This window comes from Haloferax mediterranei ATCC 33500 (assembly GCF_000306765.2).
GTDB classification, from domain to species: domain Archaea; phylum Halobacteriota; class Halobacteria; order Halobacteriales; family Haloferacaceae; genus Haloferax; species Haloferax mediterranei.
Genome location: NC_017941.2, coordinates 2,552,977 through 2,570,277 on the forward strand (window position 1 = coordinate 2,552,977; position 17,301 = coordinate 2,570,277).

The 17,301-nt window shown below is 59.3% G+C and carries 18 protein-coding genes; 8 read left to right on the forward strand and 10 right to left on the reverse strand.

All coding sequences use genetic code 11. The features are described 5' to 3' along the window. The first annotated feature begins 163 nt into the window (after nucleotides 1-163). Entirely contained in the window at nucleotides 164-1,306 is a 1,143-nt protein-coding gene (locus tag HFX_RS12935; RefSeq protein WP_179955361.1) for a tubulin/FtsZ family protein, read from the forward strand. A 555-nt stretch (nucleotides 1,307-1,861) separates the two neighbouring features. Continuing rightward, nucleotides 1,862-2,107, forward strand: a complete 246-nt coding sequence (locus HFX_RS20325; protein WP_231512865.1) for a histidine kinase — start codon at nucleotides 1,862-1,864, stop codon at nucleotides 2,105-2,107. A 27-nt stretch (nucleotides 2,108-2,134) separates the two neighbouring features. Here the strand turns inward: HFX_RS20325 and HFX_RS19740 are convergent, their stop codons facing one another. Both HFX_RS19740 and HFX_RS12950 read right to left on the reverse strand, forming a co-directional pair. Further along, nucleotides 2,135-2,377 (reverse strand): hypothetical protein, encoded by a 243-nt coding sequence (locus tag HFX_RS19740; RefSeq protein WP_014732429.1) that lies wholly within the window; start codon nucleotides 2,375-2,377, stop codon nucleotides 2,135-2,137. Between the two features lie 244 nt (nucleotides 2,378-2,621). Next, nucleotides 2,622-3,413: a DUF7504 family protein gene (locus HFX_RS12950; protein ID WP_004059519.1), complete on the reverse strand. Its 792-nt coding sequence runs from the start codon at nucleotides 3,411-3,413 to the stop codon at nucleotides 2,622-2,624. 297 nt (nucleotides 3,414-3,710) lie between these two features. On the opposite strand from HFX_RS12950, the gene HFX_RS12955 reads away from it, so the two are divergent. After that, complete coding sequence (locus HFX_RS12955; protein ID WP_004059518.1) at nucleotides 3,711-4,010, forward strand: HalOD1 output domain-containing protein; 300 nt, start codon at nucleotides 3,711-3,713, stop codon at nucleotides 4,008-4,010. 404 nt (nucleotides 4,011-4,414) lie between these two features. On the opposite strand, the gene HFX_RS12960 is transcribed toward HFX_RS12955, so the two are convergent. The 4 genes from HFX_RS12960 to arcS form a co-directional block, all read right to left on the reverse strand. Continuing rightward, nucleotides 4,415-4,807, reverse strand: coding sequence for a hypothetical protein (locus HFX_RS12960; protein WP_004059517.1), 393 nt, complete (start codon nucleotides 4,805-4,807; stop codon nucleotides 4,415-4,417). 222 nt (nucleotides 4,808-5,029) lie between these two features. Further along, nucleotides 5,030-5,344: a helix-turn-helix domain-containing protein gene (locus HFX_RS12965; protein ID WP_004059516.1), complete on the reverse strand. Its 315-nt coding sequence runs from the start codon at nucleotides 5,342-5,344 to the stop codon at nucleotides 5,030-5,032. A 152-nt stretch (nucleotides 5,345-5,496) separates the two neighbouring features. Continuing rightward, on the reverse strand, nucleotides 5,497-5,766 hold the full coding sequence (locus HFX_RS12970) for a hypothetical protein (RefSeq protein WP_014732428.1): 270 nt from the start codon (nucleotides 5,764-5,766) through the stop codon (nucleotides 5,497-5,499). Nucleotides 5,767-6,000: 234 nt separating this feature from the next. Further along, the gene (gene arcS, locus HFX_RS12975) at nucleotides 6,001-7,758 is read right to left on the reverse strand and encodes an archaeosine synthase subunit alpha (RefSeq protein ID WP_004059514.1); all 1,758 of its coding nucleotides are present in this window, start codon (nucleotides 7,756-7,758) and stop codon (nucleotides 6,001-6,003) included. A 91-nt stretch (nucleotides 7,759-7,849) separates the two neighbouring features. Here arcS and HFX_RS12980 point away from each other — a divergent pair, with 91 nt between their 5' ends. After that, nucleotides 7,850-9,139 carry an outer membrane protein assembly factor BamB family protein gene (locus tag HFX_RS12980; protein ID WP_004059513.1) on the forward strand — a complete coding sequence of 430 codons (1,290 nt, stop codon included), beginning with the start codon at nucleotides 7,850-7,852 and terminating at the stop codon, nucleotides 9,137-9,139. 73 nt (nucleotides 9,140-9,212) lie between these two features. After that, complete coding sequence (locus HFX_RS12985) at nucleotides 9,213-9,674, forward strand: pyridoxamine 5'-phosphate oxidase family protein (RefSeq protein WP_004059512.1); 462 nt, start codon at nucleotides 9,213-9,215, stop codon at nucleotides 9,672-9,674. A 105-nt stretch (nucleotides 9,675-9,779) separates the two neighbouring features. Here HFX_RS12985 and HFX_RS12990 read toward each other — a convergent pair whose 3' ends face one another. Next, complete coding sequence (locus tag HFX_RS12990; protein WP_179955362.1) at nucleotides 9,780-11,771, reverse strand: DUF7282 domain-containing protein; 1,992 nt, start codon at nucleotides 11,769-11,771, stop codon at nucleotides 9,780-9,782. 263 nt (nucleotides 11,772-12,034) lie between these two features. Between HFX_RS12990 and epsC the strand changes: the two genes are divergently transcribed. Next, complete coding sequence (epsC, locus tag HFX_RS12995) at nucleotides 12,035-12,898, forward strand: serine O-acetyltransferase EpsC (RefSeq protein WP_004059510.1); 864 nt, start codon at nucleotides 12,035-12,037, stop codon at nucleotides 12,896-12,898. A 32-nt stretch (nucleotides 12,899-12,930) separates the two neighbouring features. Here epsC and HFX_RS13000 read toward each other — a convergent pair whose 3' ends face one another. The 3 genes from HFX_RS13000 to tgtA form a co-directional block, all read right to left on the reverse strand. Then, entirely contained in the window at nucleotides 12,931-13,236 is a 306-nt protein-coding gene (locus tag HFX_RS13000) for a hypothetical protein (RefSeq protein WP_004059509.1), read from the reverse strand. A 55-nt stretch (nucleotides 13,237-13,291) separates the two neighbouring features. Next, nucleotides 13,292-13,567, reverse strand: a complete 276-nt coding sequence (locus HFX_RS13005; protein WP_004059508.1) for an ArsR/SmtB family transcription factor — start codon at nucleotides 13,565-13,567, stop codon at nucleotides 13,292-13,294. Nucleotides 13,568-13,674: 107 nt separating this feature from the next. Next, entirely contained in the window at nucleotides 13,675-15,225 is a 1,551-nt protein-coding gene (gene tgtA, locus HFX_RS13010) for a tRNA guanosine(15) transglycosylase TgtA (protein WP_004059507.1), read from the reverse strand. A 214-nt stretch (nucleotides 15,226-15,439) separates the two neighbouring features. Between tgtA and HFX_RS13015 the strand changes: the two genes are divergently transcribed. Next, entirely contained in the window at nucleotides 15,440-15,712 is a 273-nt protein-coding gene (locus HFX_RS13015) for a hypothetical protein (RefSeq protein WP_014732425.1), read from the forward strand. A 6-nt stretch (nucleotides 15,713-15,718) separates the two neighbouring features. Continuing rightward, nucleotides 15,719-17,260, forward strand: a complete 1,542-nt coding sequence (locus HFX_RS13020) for a methyl-accepting chemotaxis protein (RefSeq protein WP_004059505.1) — start codon at nucleotides 15,719-15,721, stop codon at nucleotides 17,258-17,260. The last annotated feature ends 41 nt before the right edge of the window (nucleotides 17,261-17,301 follow it).

Genomic DNA, 17,301 nt, shown 5'->3' on the forward strand with positions numbered 1-17,301 from the left:
GTATCCGACGCCCGATACTCACTCACGTCGTATAGAACTAACCCAGTTGCTTCAGCGAGAGACCGGTCGGTGAAACCTCCATATATAAATAATGGATATCTAACAGAAGATTCACCACGACGTGGGTCCGAACGGGTAGATGATGAAGGTCCTCTGCTTTGGTATGGGGCAAGCGGGCGGGAACGTCCTCGACGCCCTCATCCAGTACGAAAAACGAACGAACGCCGATTTCCTCATCGACGCGGTTGCCTACAATACGGCGTCTGCAGACCTCCGTGGGCTCGAACACGTTCCCGAGTCGAACCGCATCCTCTTCGGTGCCGACGAGGTGAGCGGACACGGCGTCGGCGCGGACAACGAACTCGCCGCGGAACTCGCAGAGCGCGACAGTCGACAACTGCTCCGCGGTACCGACGGAACGCCGACATCGCAAGCGGACGCGTTCATGATATTCGCTGGACTCGGCGGTGGAACCGGCAGCGGCGCAGCGCCGGTCCTCGCAAAGCACCTCAAACGCATCTACAACCAGCCCGTCTACGGCGTCGGCATCCTCCCTGCGGCGGACGAAGGCGGTCTCTACTCGCGGAACGCCGCTCGCTCGCTCAAGACGTTTGTCGACGTAACTGACCACGTCTTCGCCTTCGACAACGGCGCGTGGTCACAGAGCGGCGAAGACGTCGCACAGGCACACGATTCGATGAACGAGACGCTCGTCCGGCGGCTGGGTATCCTCCTTGCATCCGGCGAAGTGAGCGACTCGGGAACCGTCGCAGAGAGCGTCGTCGACTCGTCCGAGATTATCAACACCCTCCGCGGCGGCGGCATCTCGACGATTGGCTATGCGGCGAGCGAACTGCCGACCGACGCCGACGACAGCAGTGGGTTCAGCATCAAAGGGTTGCTCGGCAAGAAGTCGTCGTCGGTGGACGAACTCGACTCCATCAACCGCATCACGACGCAGACGCGAAAGGCGGTTCTCGGCCGACTCACCCTCCCGTGCGACGTTGACTCGGCAGCGCGTGGACTCGTCATCGTGAGTGGCCCGCCCGAATGGTTGAACAGAAAAGCTATCGAGCGGAGTCGAACGTGGGTCGAAGAACAGACCCAGAGCATGGAAGTTCGCGGCGGCGACTACCCGGTGCCGGCGTCGAACCACATCGGTGTGTTGGTCCTCCTCGGCGACGTGGCGAGAAGCGACCGCATCAAAGAGATTCAATCGACCGCCATCGATGCACAGCGAAACGGTGAGTCGACCCACGAAGCGACGGAGCAAGTCGTCGACGAACGGCTCGACACGCTCTTTTGAACGCGTTCGGTTTCCTTCGCTTCTGAGAGGTGGGGAGTGCTTCGGTGACACGGAGATACGGGTAATATTCCGCAGTTTGAGAATGTTCTCTCAAACTGCAGGTCGACACCGAACTAATGGCTCGTCCGGTGGACGGTCGACGACAGCGGAGGAACAATCGACGTTCGGAACAACGACCCAAGAGGAGCAGTTGTTGAGGTCCGGATACCGCGGAAGTCGCAGGATGACCCGAACTAACACATTTTGACCGGGACACAGTGAGACACATCGAAGAAGAGAGCAGATGGTGCACTAGGACTGACAATTCGTCAATGGGCCGTTACACCGGTTTATCACCGTCTGAGTTGGCATACTACTAGACAGTATATGAGAAAATATCATATAGTCTCGTTGAGAACTCTTGAATGCGTGTCCCAGATTAGCATGGTGTCGACACCACGCCTCCTCGTTTATGGACCACCACCGGACCAGCAGCCGCCCCAAGGAGTTGTGGAGGTACAGTACGTGAGTTCGAATCAGGAGTTGTCCGACCAATTGACCGGACAACCAGCGCATTTGATACTCTGTCTACACGCACCACCGCAGTTCAACGGTGTCGAGGCGGTGAAGGCGGTCCGCCGCTTCGATGCGTCGGTTCCGGTGGTGTTAGCAACGCAGATGCAGAATGCGAGAGTCAACATACAGGCGATACAATCACAGGTCACCTGGAGCGTGGGTCTTCCGAGCGATGTGCCGGCAGAGGAAGCGCTCTCTGAAGTCGTCGTCGACGCGGCCGAGTGGCTTGACGGTCAAACCGAGTAAGAACTCCCGTGTGTAGCGGAACCTCGCTTAGTCGTGAGTCGGCGTATCGGCTGACTCCAGCGATACGTCGGCGTCAGTCGATGGAACCACATGTTCCAGTTCGTACTGTGCGCTCCACAAATTGTCGAACAGTCGGTCGAACTCATCGGGGGTTGTATCGGTGGGGCGACGGCGCGAATACTCCCACAGAAGCACCTCCGCCTGTTGGAGATACACTTTGGCCTGCAGGAGCGTATCGTCAACGCCGTGCTCTGGATAGTGACGAGACATATCATGATACACGCTATCAAACAACATGAGTGTTTCAATTACTGTGACGGCAGTATGGTTGTTTTATCACTGATTTTTCCATACATGTGTCAGGCTCAAAACCAGAATCATTAATATGTCGTCAGTAAGTGTATGCTAGTGGATGCAGTACCGCACAGTGTAACCCCTCGGACGCATCCGCTGACCGAACTCATCCCCCCTTCCCCCTTCCCATTAGGTTCGGTCACCCACCTTTATAAGAAAATTACCTGCACGAGACAGTTCCGTCCGCGCTGAACTCCAGAACTACGTCGAAAAGTGAGGCGAACGTTCGAATCGTCTGCTCGTCGTGGCGAGTCGGGTCGAGATAATACTGTGCACGGGCGTCTGCGGCCCTAACCTGTGCAGTAAGGGCGTGAAGGAACCGGAAGACATGCTGGTCGTTATCGACAGCCTCGAGAAGACTCGATAGTGAGTGGATAGACACGTTCCACGGTGCGTCGGTCCACTGAGTCAGAAGATTGGTTACTTCGGTACCGAGACGGGGGAGGTCAGTCGGTCGCTCGACGTTCAGTACGTCGACCTGTCTCTCCGACATCTCGATGGCGCGGGTCCGGTCGTGAGGCGGTGCAGTGATGACCACGCGTTGTTCGGTTACTTCAGTACGAGAGGTACGGAGAATGTCGAGTTGTGCGTCGAACGGTGTCTCGATACACATAAGAAGTTGGTTCGTTGCTGTCGATTCCGTCATTGACTGCCGTATGGAGCGACCACACGCGACTGCAGACGCAGCAGGGCCGACGAAGAGTACGTTTGGCTGGTCCGTAAGACGGTCGAACGCATCAGTTGCCGGTGTGCCGAACCCAATTTCGGAGGCAGTATCGTCGCTCCCCACAGGCTCGGTTTGCTCGGGAGGATTCGGGGGAGTTGCGTCGCTGGTGCGGACCCCCGCACGACTCGTCTGTCGTGATGCTGCGAGGCCCACTTGAGACGACGAGGGTTGCATCTCGGAGTCGGAAGTCGACGTGGGAGGCTCTAGCTCGTCGTGTTCGTCCATAGTTCCCAATGTTGTTCAGAGAGAATAAAAATATATCGGGATATATCCCAACTATCTGGACAACAGAAGATAAGTAGCCTAGAAGAAACACTATAAGACAATCTATATCCAATATTTGTAATCAATTGTAAACCAACAGGTGCTGGAGCCACCCCAGGAGGATTGGGGATTGCATAATGGTATCTACCTCGGTTACTAACTGCCCTGAGTCATGGTAGATACCAAGCAAATTCGGGCATAAGAGATATATCAAGACTGTGCTATATAAAATCCAATACTACTCCAAGTGGGTCAACAATGGGAATGAGTATCTCGGGGCACGAAAGCCCCAAACGAACGCGGGTGTGGTACGACTGTGAACGAGACGAATCAGTGTCCGAGGCGATTCTGACAGCGACAAGCGAGCATAAAGCGTGTGAACCGACCGAGCTCGCACCGCTCGGCGAGTACGCCGATACAGATGCACTCGACACGTTATTCGGTGCCGAGAGTTCGTTCTCGCCGTCGCTGTCGAACGGGAACCTCGAATTCGAATACGACGACGTGGTCGTCAAAGTCGATACGATGGGCGTAGTCGAAATCATCGACCCCGACTGAATTAACACTGGAGAAACGGTGGGCAGTATTGCTCATATTACAAAATTTAACTCCGCGCCCACAAGTAGACCGGTATCAACAGAAGTGCCCCAGATAGCAATATGCGTTATTCTTTCGCTCATCCTACTCAGTATTCTTCAGAGAGTGTGAACCCCACACTATAAAAAGAATAAATCATACCTGTATGGTGCTTAGTGCCTCCTAATATAGGACCTAAAGTCAGGATAAACCGCATACTGCACGATATATTGGCTGAAGGTGTGTTATGTCGAATTTTGAATATTGTATATTTTAAGCAATATTATTGGACCATACCAGATCACTATAGCCATAGAATTGCGTCGACAGCAACTGCGACACGGAAAAGGCAATCGGGCGAGCGTTCGGTCGGACGCAGTTCTCAATTAACGCTTCCCGAATCGAATCCCGTCTTCGACGAGTCGGAGGTTTCGTTCGCGGTCGACGTATGGTTTCAGCCAGTCGTACTCCTGAAGCTGTACGATGAGGTCGGCTTGGAGGTTTCGCCACGCAATCGCGTAGATAGGTGATTGTCCCCACGCGCGGAGTTCAGGGACGAACTCGTCGTACTTCTCGTAGTGGGCTTCGAGTCGTTCGATTGCGTCGACGACGTATTCGGCTGCCTCCGTTTCCGACTCGGCGTCGGCGATAGCACGGTTCAATCTCGTCTCCAGTCCTTCGACCGCTCGCTGCATGTCCTGTGCGGCCGTCCCCTCCGGTTCCGGCAGTGCGTCGAGAATCGGCTTCGGAACACCAAGTGAGAGTTCTTCGATAGGCATATCGTGCAGTGAGTGACCAGATAGCAAAAAGGCGGCGACGACCCAGTACGAGCACGAGAACCAGTGCGCCAAATACGGTCATCAGAGTCCGAGGCCGGTTTCGTATCCACTTCTGAGAATGAAGCTGGCGTTGTAACTCGTCGTACGGTTCGTCCGCAGAAGCGCGCCGGGGTGCCTCCGAAGGCCGTCCCAGACCTTCGGTTGTGGCGCGTAGTTGTCTCGCTATTCTGCTGCAGCGTCGTCGCCGGTCCGTGCCCTAAGTTCGGACTCGACGAGGTCGTCGAAATCGACGCCTTCTGTACGATACTGGTCGCGGTTGTCGAGGACGACCAGTCCCTTCTCGGTAATCTCGTACAGACCGGAGTTCGGCGCGGGCCCGACTCGCGCCAGCAGTCCGTAGTCTGCTAGTATCGGCAGTCGCGTGTTAATGTACGAACGGTTCTTGTCGAGGATATACGAGAGGTTTACAGCAGTATTCCGCCTCCCATCAGAGAGTGCCTCCAGTATATCGAAGTCAGTTGGGACGGCCAACTTCATACACGGTTGTTTTCATCGCATGTTAAATAAACATCTTATGAGTAGGTCACATACAGATATTAGTAGGTAGACACGATTGGTGTCGGAGAAAACGGGAATATCGGCACCAAAAGTGGGAGTAGCCTGGTCAAAGTGTCTAGTTTGGGAAGCTGCTACTTGTGCTCGAGTGCGTCGCGAGCGAATCGAAGGTCTTCGAGAATCTGTTCGTGTCGGTCGATAGCGGCATCGATGTGTGCCCGAGGCGAAACCGCCTCGTGGTCGTCGTGGTTGTGGTACTGTGCCTGTATCAGATGCGCCTCAAGTGCGCGAGACGTCGAGTCACTCGCGGCCAAGAGCGCCTGCGTAATCGTCCAGTCGATCGAGTTGTTGTCGGGGAGTTCGTCGAATACCGCTAGTTCCCCCTCGTGTCGATTGTCCATCATTGACCACGTTGTGGCGTGATAGTATTTAAAACTATAGAGAACTGATAATTCCAAGACTCCAGAACCTCCATAAAACCAGCTATATGGCTGATTAAGGCCGTTATGACCTATCAAACTGTCCTTGTAAATTCATCAAATAAAATATAATTTCGTTAATCAGATGTTGTCGGCCGCTGGTTTACTGCCGGAAAAGAAGGTTTTCCTCCCCCACTTCGGTACCGTGGGGAATCGTCGCTACTTCTCTTCGACGTGGCGAATCTCGACGCCGATACCGCGCGTGGAGTCGACCATCTCAGCACCACTCATCTCCGCGCGCCCGATAGCGAATGCCTTCGGACCCTCGACAATAACCTCGTCGCCCGAGCGAATCTCCGCGTCAGCGTCGACGACACCGGGTGCGAGGACCGAGCCGTGCGGAACGAACCCGTCGATTTCGACTGTCTTCGTCGGCGCGTCGCTGTCGCGCCAGACCTTCGCACCTTCGAGCGTAAAGGAGATGACGCCGTACTGCGGCACCATCGTCGCTAACTGCTCGCCTTCGCCGTTCCACACCTGCAGTTTGGGGTAGCGACTCGTCATCTCCAGTTCCACATCAGAAAAGAGCGCGTCGCCAGCCGCCGGGCCGAGTTGGTAGTCGGCGATAGCCTTTACCACGTTGTGCTCGCGTTCCTCCCGGGTGAATTTGGGTTCGCCGTCGAGCGTCCGCATCAGGTTCCCGATGGATTCACTCGTCGTCGGGTGTTCCGAAACCGTGTACTCGACATCGAGGTCGAGGTCGGCTTCGACGCGTTCGACGATTTCGGTGTACGCGCCCGGCGGCACGTGCGCGATGATGCGCGGGTAGTCGTTGCGCTTCAGGTACCGACGGAGTACCTCGGCGACGAACGTTTTCTCGTCTTCGGACCAGTCACCCGTGACGACCGAGTCGTAGTGCTGGGCGGGATACGTGAGTTCCAACTCCTGCGGAACGACGCCGATAGGCGAGGTCATCGACACCATGTGTCCACGGTATTGGACGGCCTCGTGGAACTGACGGTGACTCTGTGACTCGCTGTAGGGCTTTTTCGCCGAACACGGAAGGAGAACGAGCGGGTGGTCGAACCGGTTTTTGTAGCGCGTCGTCACGCGGTCGGCGAACCGCTGAATCTCCACGCGGTCGATGGATTCCTCGGATGCGGCCGTGAGTTCCGAGTCGCGGATGACGGGAATCCGCTCTTCCATGAACGAGTACTGCTGGTCGAACCGGCGGAACGCGGCGGTCAGCCACTGGTCGTTTCGGGCCTGCCCCTCGATGTAGTCGCGGAGGCGACCGTCACGAATTCGGCGACGGACGCGGGCGAGTTCCGCCCGAAGCGCGTTGGCGTTGTGGTCGGCGGCGTCGGCGCGGGTGAACTCCGAGGCGGGTTTCTGGCAGGCGGTACAGACACACGGGAGTTCGTCGAGGTCTTCGAGGAAGTATTCGCCGTCGGTCGTGAGATAGAAGCCGTCAAGGCCGCGGGCACGCGCGAACGTCTCGTCGACGAGGTCGACGCCCGCGTAGGCGAGAAGCGAAACGTTCCGCGGCGTGGCAACGCCCGAGAGCATGAGCGCCGTGTCAGCAGGCAGATTTTCTTTCGCCTCGACGATGTTGTCGCGGAAGGCTCGCGCGTGGCCGACGAAGCCCTGCGCGTCCGAGAGGATGTACGCGTCAGCGCCGTAGTCATCGGACGTATCGGCGGTGACGGTGGCCGCGGACGGAAAGTCCACATCGGGGTAGTCGACGGAGAACGACTCACGAATCTCGTCTGCACTCCCGGCAGGGAGCGAGCGGTGTGGGAGGACGGTCAGCACGTCGTCTGAACCATCCGGCATCTCGCGCTCGGCGGCCCAAAGGCTACCGGCGTCCTCGATAACGTCGTCCACGACCGCCGGCGTCGTCACCGAGTCGGAGAGGCGCAACTCCCCGATTCGGGCGGCACCGTCGCGCGCGTGAACCTCGAAGTAGTCGGTCATACGGGTTCGTCAGCCCCCCACGGGCAATTATCTTCCCTTCCGCGGGCGCAAACCACAGGGCTATTCACGTCGATAATCCAACGTGTTGGTGATGCGCACGCCCTCCTCGCTCTCTCGACGACGCGCCCTCTCGCTGCTTGGAGGTGGTCTTTGCGTCGGCGCTGTCGGTGGCTACGTCGTCCGCGACACTCTCGGTAGGAACGCCGAAGCCGCGCCGCTGGTTATCACGCCATCGGACTGGAGCCATCCGAACTACGACGCGACCAACAACCGGCACCCGCCGAAAGCGAACGCGCCCGACGACCCCCATGTACTCGATGTCGTCTGGACTGCGTCCATACCGCTCAAACAGGGGTATTTCCCGGACTTGCCAGAGCCAGTAACTACGAACGGCCTCGTGGTCGCCAGTGAATCCACCGTCAACCCGGATGGCGTCCAATTCGATTTCCTCACCACTCGAAATGGGACGTCCTCCCAACGCTTCTCCAAGGTCGGTCCGGAGCACGTCGTAGTTGCCACGAGCAGCCGACTATTCAGCCACTACGACGGAACAGACGGGATGCAACTGGATGCGTGGAGTCTCAGTGGTGGCGAGAAATTGTGGTCGTGGAGCGAAAATATGTCAAGTCACCCACCGCTGCAACCCGTCGTTGCGGGAGGTCTCGTCCACGTAGCAACACCGACGAGTCATTCGACCTCGATGGCGTACGGGTTCACGCCGGATGGGAAGGTCGAGTGGAAAACACGGTTTGGGGGGTCAACACTCACTCTGGTCCCCCCGGCTGCAACGGCCCGCACGCTGGTCCACCCGAAGTCAGACGGGTTCACCGTCTTCGATACGCAAACCGGTGAGTATCGGTGGGAGACCGACTGGACCGATTCGACCCACTGGTCCGGGTCGTCCCGGACGATATCCGCCGCCCCGGTCATCTACGACGAACTACTTTACACATCGGCCCACGGTCGGGTGGCCGTCTACGACCTCGAAGAGAAACGAGACCCACGATGGGTCAACGAACAGGGCGACAGCAGGAGCGTCCGAATCGCCGCCGTCGATGAAAATCACGTGTATCTAACGCAGTTCGGAGGAGCACTCACCGCCCTTCACGCTGACGACGGAACCATCGACTGGACGCTCGGGTTCCGTGACCTCCATCCTGCTGCGACCGGACAGACGGCGGCGACACTGTGTGATGGGAAACTCTACGTCGGCGTCTACGCGGAGGAAGACGACCACCAACCCAGACTCGCCATCGTCGACGCTGAGTCCGGGGAAATAGACAAACGAACAACCCTTCCTGCCGTACCCAAATCCGGTCCGATACTATCCAACGGGACAGTTGTCCTGCGGACGAGAGAAGGATTCGTCGGCCTCCGGTAGCCCGGGCTCGCGTGGGCGGCCTAACAGGCAGACAGCCACCGTACCTTAGCCCCTGGCCCGCGAACATCCCACTATGAACGGTCCTGAGCCATCCGGCCCGTGGTCGCGCGAACGCGTCGAGGAGTTCCTGACGATGACGACGATTCCCGTCAGACTCTCGTGTCGAACCCCGGCGGACGACCTCTGGATGCTCTCGTTGTGGTACGAGTGGGACGCCGAGCAGTCCGAACTTCGATGCGCCACCTCGGCCGACGCCGACGTGGTTCGGTTCCTTCGCGCGTACGACGACGTCGCCTTCGAAATCTCGACGAACGACCCGCCGTATCGCGGCGTCCGCGGACGGGGAACCACGACCGTCGAAGCCGACGAGCAAAAGACGGTGCTCCGGCGGCTTATCGGCCGCTATCTCGGTGACGACGATACCCCGCTGGCCGAGCGACTGTTGTCGCCCGAGCGCGACGAAGTGACGATTCGAATCCGGCCCACGAAGTTGCATACGTGGGACTACGCGAGTCGAATGAGTTCATCAAAATAACCCCAAACGGGGCCGGTGCCGCGCGGAGAGGGGCTTTGTTGCCCGCGCGGCGTACGAAAAGTGGGTGTTTGGAGGGTTGTACGAGGGTAGGTCAGCGGAACCCGATTACCGACGCCGGGCGGCGATAAGTGCCGCCGCGACAAGGGCGATGAGGGCAACGACGAGACCGAATCCGGGCGCTTCGGCGGACGAATCGGTCGTCGGTTCGTCGGTCATGTCGCCCATCTCGTCGTCCGTCATTTCGTCGTCTGTCATCGTCTCAGTCTCCATCGGCGTCCCGGTGTCCGTGCCTTCGACCGTGTAGGCCGCCGTGTCGACGACCGCGCTGCCATTCGCCACGTACGGACCGTCGTCAGCGCCTTCGCTGGTCAGGAAGTCGTAGGCCTCGTTGCCGTTGGTGTCTCTGTGCGCCATCGGAACGAGCGTGCCAGACTCTTCGAGCGGCGTGTCGAGGGTGATTTCGACGTTCTCGTGCGTGCCGGGTTCGAGGTATTCGGACGTTCCGCGGACGCTTTCGAAGACCTCACCGTCGGTGACCGTCGCGTCGTGAATCGTCACGAAGCCGCCGTCGTGGAGCGTGACGGACTCGACCGTGACGGTCGTGCCATCGCCGGACTGATCCACCGCGGTCACGACGGCGCTAACCGAGGTGTGGGCGCTGGCGACGACCGCGCCGCCGTCTGCGGTGTACGGGCCATCAGCCTCACCATCTGACTCCTCGAAGGTGTACATCTCGTCGCCGTCGGTGTCCATGTGCGCCATGGGAGTGAGCACCTGCGAGGAGCGAATCGGTTCGTCGAGCGTCACGACCACGTCCTCGTGGACGCCGGTCGAGAGGTATTCGGACGTGCCGATGACGCTGTCAAAGACTGCGCCGCCGGAGAGCGCGGGGTCGTGGATGACGACGAAGCCGCCCTCCGAGAGTTCGACGCGGTCGACCACGACGGTCGTGCCGTCGGACGATTTCATCGTGTAATCGACGCTCGCGGAGACGGTCGCGTTCCCACTATCGATGACTGCACCGCCGTTTGCGGTGTACGGGCCGTCGTTCTCGCCTTCCGATTCGGGGAAGGTGTACGTCTCGTCACCGTCAGTATCCATGTGTGCCATCGGGACCACGGTGGTCGTCTCGTTCAGCGGGGAATCGAGTGTGACCCGCACGTCGCGGTGCAGACCGGGTTCGAGGTACGCGGACGTGCCGCGGATGCTCTCGAACACTTTGCCTTCGGTGACGGTCCCGTCGTGGACGGTCACGAAGCCACCATCGGGGAGGTACGCGGACTCGACGACGATGGAGTAGCCACCGGTCGCCTGCGCGCTGTAGTTGACGCTCGCGGTGTCCGAAGGCATCACCATCGCCGTGTCGACGACGGCGCTCCCGTCAGCGGTGTACGGGCCGTCCGTCTCGCCTTCCGACTCGGGGAAAGTGTAGGTCTCGTCACCATCAGTGTCCATGTGCGCCATCGGGACGAGCGTCGTGTTCTCGGTCACGGGCGCGTCCAGTTCGACGCGGACGTTCTCGTGAACGCCTGCTTCGAGGTATGCCGAGGTGCCGCGGATGCTCTCGAACACTTCGCCTTCAGTGACCGTCGCATCGTGAATCGTCACGAAGCCGCCCTCCGAGAGTTCGACGCGGTCGACCACGACGGAGTCGCCGGTCGTTGGCTGGTCAGTCATCGAGACGGACGCGCTGGCGTTCACCATCGCGTCGTCGACGACTGCACCGCCGTCTGCGGTGTACGGCCCGTCGGCGTTGCCGTTGGCGGCGACGAACGAGTACACGCGGTCATCGTCGGTATCCATGTGGGGCATGGCGACGAACGTTCCCGATTCGTCGATTGGGTCGTCCAGATGGACGGTTACGTTCTCGTGCGTACCGGCGTCGAGGTACGTCGACGAACCGACGACGCTCCCGAGCACGCTCCCGTCTGAGAGCGAGGCGTCGTGAATGGTCACAAAGCCACCCTCCGGAAGCGTTACGGAGTCAACTGTGACAGTCGTTCCACCCGTTGCTTGGTCTTCGAAGGAGACGCTCGCGGCCTCCTGCTGTGCCGTCACGGCCACCGGGACGCCCCCGGCGACCACGACGAGAGTCATCAGTACTGCGAGTGTTCGTCGCATACCTCAGTTGGGGACGAGTATTTAAAAGAAGATTTTCCGAACTCTCACCCAAATCTATCCCCGATGTGCCCCCAGTCTCCCGATTTCGGCTGCCAGAAGCGTTATCATACGGATAGTCGAGCCGACGAGGGTAGTTGATCGACCGGATGGGACGCGCTTCCAGAATGATACGAAAAAACGACAATCGAAAGCAATGAGACGAGATTAAATAGCGTCCGCCCACCAACTATCGCTATCGAATGTCCTACACGTACTCGGGCGACGTTCACCAGAGCCTCATAGCGTCGTACCGCGACGACGAACCCCCGTTCCCAACCGATACGTCGCTTTCCTTCCCGCGGCGGAACCACCTCCGGGAGGACGTGGACCTCCTCAAGCGACTCTTGTTCCCGCGATGCTGGAACGCCGGGAACTGGGTCGAAGACGGAGAGACACTCCGTGACGGCGTTGCAAACTTCGCTTCACTCTGTTATTCTGGAATCAAACCCTACAACGGGAACGACGCGCAAGTGGTGGTCGATACGGTCGTCGAACGCCTGCCGTCGATTCGAGAGACGCTAAAGAAAGACGTCGAGGCGGCTTACAAAGGTGACCCCGCGGCGCGAAGCTACATGGAGATTATTCGGTCGTACCCCGGCGTACAGGCGGTCGTCGTCCACCGAATCGCCCACGCATTCTACGAGGCTGGCGCACCGGAATACGCCCGTGAACTGGCTGAATACGCAAAGATGGAGTCCGGCATCGATATCCACCCCGGAGCCACCATCGGCGACTACTTCTTTATCGACCACGGCACGGGCGTCGTCATCGGCGAGACGACGACCATCGGCGAGTGGGCCAGAATCTATCAGGACGTGACGCTCGGCGCGCTCCACTTCGAAGAACAAGAAGACGAAGAGCACACACTGAAGAAGGGATACAAACGCCACCCGGATATCGGTGACAGCGTCGTCATCGGTGCGGGAAGCAAAGTTCTCGGCGCGGTCGCAATCGGTGACCACGTGAGCATCGGCGCGAACTCGTGGGTCACAGAAGACGTGCCGGACCACACGAGCGTCTTTATCTCCGAACATCCGACCCACGAGCGAAAACAGCGAGACTGAGCGGGAGACGGGGCGACCGCGACGCAGGTAGTTTAGTCGACCGTTACCCACGCGAGGAACGCAAGCCCAATCGTCTCGAAGACGTGGAGGAGCATCATGAGTCGCCAGACGATGACGGGCACTTTGGTGCTGAACCATCCCGATAACGTGGGGTCCAAAAGGTACATGTAGAACGCGAGCGCGTTCTCCGCGAGGAGGAACACCCCGAACACGAGGAGGCCGACGGCGTGTTTGGACCTGAAGGTCAGGTAGTTCCGGGCCCAAATCGCCGACAGTGCGAGAAGCACGACGACGTTGATTCCCGAGGAGACCTTCGCAACGTCCACCCAGATACTCATTCGTCCACCTGTTTCCCCGTGAGCCTCATATACACTTTCCCAAATCTCTCCATAGTCAGTCTATCCTGTCGACAATCGTCTCGACGGTTTCCCAGTTGGCGCGGCATCGCTGCGACGGGAGGTAGACCGCGCCGTAATCGTCGCCGCTGCGCTGGACGACGTCGTTGTCCATCAGTACATCGAGGTGGTGTCTGATGGTCTTGTAGTCGAGGTCGAGCGTCTCGGCCAGTTGGTTCGCGTTGCGTGGCTGTTCCTCCACGGTCTTGAGAATACGCACACGGTTTTCACCCCCGCGAGTTCCCGTGAGTACGTACCAGAGGACAGCCTCCATCGTATGCGGTGACACGTCGGGAGAACCTAAGACCATCGACCGGCAGACTGCGGGGCGGTCGAGAAGGGAAGAACCCGACTCATCGGCCGAGATGTCAGGAGCGAATTCTACTCGTCGGCCGAGATATCGTGCGAAGTTGCAGAAGCGTCTTCTTCGTCCGCCGCCTCCTCCGCCAGTCGCTCGGAGACCGCCGACAGCGCCTCCAGTTCGACCGACTCGGGGACGAGTTCGAGCGCCGACGCGGGCCAGTCGTTGTGGGCGAGCGTGAACGTCGCATCGGGGTTCTCCTCGACCAATCGGGACACACCGGTCGCGGCCTGTTCGTAGGCGTCGCGGTCGAGTCGCTCCGGCACTTCGGCGGTGAGCGGGTACGTCTCCGAGAGTGCACGCGGGAAGGGGCCGAACGGCGGGACGACCCGCCACGTCGCGTCGAACTCGTCGCCGGAAGGCGTGCCGCCTTCAGTGAGGAGAACGTGACCCTCGGCGGTCAGGCGGTCCATTCGGTCGTGGTGGCGCACAACCTCGGGCCGGTGAGCGCTCTCGTTGGAGACGTAGAAGAACGCGCCCTTCGAGGCGGGGTCCTCGCGTTCGAGCAGGTCGGCGTGGTCGAGTAGAGCGCGGTAGCCATCGAGCATCGCGGGGTGCGAACGGGCGCGCTCCTCGACGAGTTCCATCAGGTCGCCGTCGCGGATGGCCTGTTTGATGCGGCGGAGTTCCGCGAACGTGACGTGGAGGTTGTGCTCGGCGAGCAGTTGTTCCTGTTTTTCCGACCCCTTCGCCCGGAGGTCGTCCGGCGAGTATTCGGTACAGATGGGACAGGTACACGGGAGATAGTCGAGGTCTTCGAGGTGTTCGGTCCCGCGAACCGTCAGATAGCGCCCGTCGCGAGCGTAGAGCGCGTAGGCGGCCGAGTCGAACAGGTCACAGCCGAGGGCGACCGCGAGAGCGAGCATCATCGGGTGGCCCGCGCCGAACAGGTGAACCGGCGTGTCGACGCCGAGACCCCGTTTCGCGGCGGCAACAGCGTCAACCATGTCGCCGTAGCGGTAGGCGTTCATCATCGGCACGACCGCGCCGACAGGGAACACGTCGAGGTCGGACGCCGAAGCGTGACGACCGGCCTCCTCGCGGAGGTCGGGATACGTCGACCCCTGGACGGGCGCGTTGACGAGCATTTCACCCGTATCGGCGACCTCGGCGTCGGCGATAGCCTGTTTCGTGACTTCGAGGTCCTCTTCAGCCTGCTCGCGGTCGGCGTCCGGCGGAGTTGGAATATCGACCGGCGTGGCGATGTCCGTGCCGATGTCGTGTTGGAACTGCAGAATCTCCTCGGTGGTCGTATCGATTTCGCCGTACTCCGCAAGTTGGAACGACCCGGAGTCGGTCATGATGGCCCCGTGGAAATCAAGCATCTCGTGAAGCCCCACGTCGAGTGCCTCCTCTTGGAGGTGCTCGTTTTTCTTGATGATGTAGGAGTTGGTGATGAGAATCTCCGCTCCGAACTCGGATTCGAGTCGCTCCGGAGGGATAGTAATGATATTCGGGTTGACGACCGGCAGGAGGGCCGGCGTCTCGACAGTGACCCCCGCGCGAGGGACGGTCAAGCGGCCGATTCGGCCGGCGAGGTCCCCATCGCGGATTTCGAAATGGTCGCGCATGGGTTGGCGTTCCGCGAGCGCGGCGGTAAGGGTTGCGTTCGCACCTGAAGATGACGGCGCACATCGAGACACCCTATACCGTAATCGATTGCGGCAGATACTGTCAGTTCTTAAAAATAAGTTTGCATATGTCTAGCTAGTGGGCGAGAGAATTATCAAAATAGATTATTTGGGCGACTAATTTAAAAACATTTTAGCAGAACTAGGAACTCAAATGTTGGCTGAGCTATCACCACTCGAAGTAACTGGACTGGTCGTGTCCCTCGTCGGGCTCATACCAGTCGTTACGCAGTACAGAGACGAAACGAAACTGTTCACCGCAGGCTACGTGTTGCTCGTCGCTGGAATGGTGGCGACGAACGTCGAAGTGTTCCTCTTAGAACCACTGTTCAACTTCGTCGAACACGGTCTCGGCATCGGCATGGCTGGTATCACGTTCCTCGCAGCGGCGTACGTCCGCCGCCAGCAGGTCATCAATACGGAGTGAACAGAGATGGTTACACTCGCAGCACTCTTCGACGCAATCGGCACGCTCGGCTTCATCGGTGCGGCAGGACTTGGATGGCTCAACTACCGCGATAGCGACGCTGAATCACCGTTTTGGCTCACGTTCGCCTTCGGTTCCATCCTCGGCGTCATGTGGACGTTCAGCCTCGCACTCGAAAAGGCAGGGATCTACGCAGAGGTGTTTGACCTCGTGACCGGGCCGCTTATGACCGCGACGGTTGCCGTGTTCGCAATCGGCGGCACCGCGACGCTCGCAATCGTCGAGGACATGAAGGACCTCCTCGCGGACGCGGAAGCAAAGCGCGAGGAACTCGACAAACAGCGTTCAGAACTCGACGCGCTCACGTCTGACCTCGAACGGCAGGCCGAGGAATACGGCGAAGCGATGGAACAGGCCGCCGCCGGCGACCTCACCGTCCGAGTCGACGCGCAGAGTCAGAACAAAGCGATGCAGCGTATCGGGAACGGATTCAACGAGATGATGGACGCCATCGACTCGGTGATTATCCAGATTCAATCGTTCGCAGAACAGGTCGACGACGAGAGTTCGGAAGTCACCGCGAGCGCGAACGCGGTGAAGGTAACGAGCACCGACGTCGCCGACAGTATCGAAGAAATCTCCGCGGGGAACGAGACGCAACACCGGAATCTCAACTCCGCGGAGTCGGAACTGAGTAACCTCTCTGCGACAATCGAGGAGATTGCATCCTCCTCCGAAGAGATTGCTCGGCAGTCGCGGCGAACCGTCGACCGCGCAAAAGAGAGCCAGCAGGCGGCCAGTTCGACTATCGAGAAGATGGAGCAGTTAGAATCGCGGTCGACCGAGACCGTCTCCGAAGTCGAAGACCTCCAGCAGTCGGTCACGCAGATCGGAGAGGTCGTCGAACTCATCGACGACATCGCCGAGAAGACGAGTATTCTCGCGCTCAACGCCTCCATCGAAGCGGCCGGTGCTGGCGATGCGGGCGAAGGCTTCGCTGTCGTCGCAAGCGAAGTGAAGACACTCGCCGAAGAAACCGCAGAGGCGACCCAAGAAGTCGAGTCGCTCATCGGCGATATCGAAGAGTCAACTGAGAACGTCGCGGAAGACACCTTCGAGACGCAATCCGAAGTCGAAGCGAGTCGCGAAACGGTCGGCGAGACGGTCGAAGTACTCGAAGAAATCGTCCACAAAATCGAAGACAGCAACGACTCCATCCAGTCGATTAGCAGTGCCACCGACGAGCAGGCGAAATCGACGCAGGAGGTCGTCACGATGATGGACGAGATTACGAATCTCAGCGACAAGACGGCGACAGAAGCACAGAACGTCTCGGCGGCGGCCGAAGAACAGACGGCCGCGACTCAGGAAATCGCGTCCGCGTCCGAATCTCTCTCGGACCGCGCACAGCAACTCCAGTCACTCGTTACCCAGTTCGAGTCCAGCAACTCACCAGCGGGGAACGCTGGCCAGCAGTCGACTCACTCGGACTCGACGGGTCAGCCGTCGGTGTCGAACGGCGCAACTGAGACCAGACAACTGAACTGAAAACAGAATCGAACCAGACCGGACACCGGGACAGAACAGGG

Excerpts from the sequence above, each read along its gene's own strand:
- HFX_RS12985 (WP_004059512.1), top strand. The coding sequence starts at position 9,213 with ATGAACGGTCCTGAGCCATCCGGCCCGTGGTCGCGCGAACGCGTCGAG.
- HFX_RS12970 (WP_014732428.1), bottom strand. The coding sequence starts at position 5,766 with ATGATGGACAATCGACACGAGGGGGAACTAGCGGTATTCGACGAACTC.
- HFX_RS12990 (WP_179955362.1), bottom strand. The coding sequence starts at position 11,771 with ATGACTCTCGTCGTGGTCGCCGGGGGCGTCCCGGTGGCCGTGACGGCA.
- HFX_RS12950 (WP_004059519.1), bottom strand. The coding sequence starts at position 3,413 with ATGGACGAACACGACGAGCTAGAGCCTCCCACGTCGACTTCCGACTCC.
- HFX_RS13015 (WP_014732425.1), top strand. The coding sequence starts at position 15,440 with ATGTTGGCTGAGCTATCACCACTCGAAGTAACTGGACTGGTCGTGTCC.
- HFX_RS12935 (WP_179955361.1), top strand. The coding sequence starts at position 164 with ATGGGGCAAGCGGGCGGGAACGTCCTCGACGCCCTCATCCAGTACGAA.
- arcS (WP_004059514.1), bottom strand. The coding sequence starts at position 7,758 with ATGACCGACTACTTCGAGGTTCACGCGCGCGACGGTGCCGCCCGAATC.
- HFX_RS12955 (WP_004059518.1), top strand. The coding sequence starts at position 3,711 with ATGGGAATGAGTATCTCGGGGCACGAAAGCCCCAAACGAACGCGGGTG.
- HFX_RS13020 (WP_004059505.1), top strand. The coding sequence starts at position 15,719 with ATGGTTACACTCGCAGCACTCTTCGACGCAATCGGCACGCTCGGCTTC.
- HFX_RS13005 (WP_004059508.1), bottom strand. The coding sequence starts at position 13,567 with ATGGAGGCTGTCCTCTGGTACGTACTCACGGGAACTCGCGGGGGTGAA.
- HFX_RS12960 (WP_004059517.1), bottom strand. The coding sequence starts at position 4,807 with ATGCCTATCGAAGAACTCTCACTTGGTGTTCCGAAGCCGATTCTCGAC.
- HFX_RS12980 (WP_004059513.1), top strand. The coding sequence starts at position 7,850 with ATGCGCACGCCCTCCTCGCTCTCTCGACGACGCGCCCTCTCGCTGCTT.
- HFX_RS19740 (WP_014732429.1), bottom strand. The coding sequence starts at position 2,377 with ATGTCTCGTCACTATCCAGAGCACGGCGTTGACGATACGCTCCTGCAG.
- HFX_RS12965 (WP_004059516.1), bottom strand. The coding sequence starts at position 5,344 with ATGAAGTTGGCCGTCCCAACTGACTTCGATATACTGGAGGCACTCTCT.
- tgtA (WP_004059507.1), bottom strand. The coding sequence starts at position 15,225 with ATGCGCGACCATTTCGAAATCCGCGATGGGGACCTCGCCGGCCGAATC.
- HFX_RS13000 (WP_004059509.1), bottom strand. The coding sequence starts at position 13,236 with ATGAGTATCTGGGTGGACGTTGCGAAGGTCTCCTCGGGAATCAACGTC.
- epsC (WP_004059510.1), top strand. The coding sequence starts at position 12,035 with ATGTCCTACACGTACTCGGGCGACGTTCACCAGAGCCTCATAGCGTCG.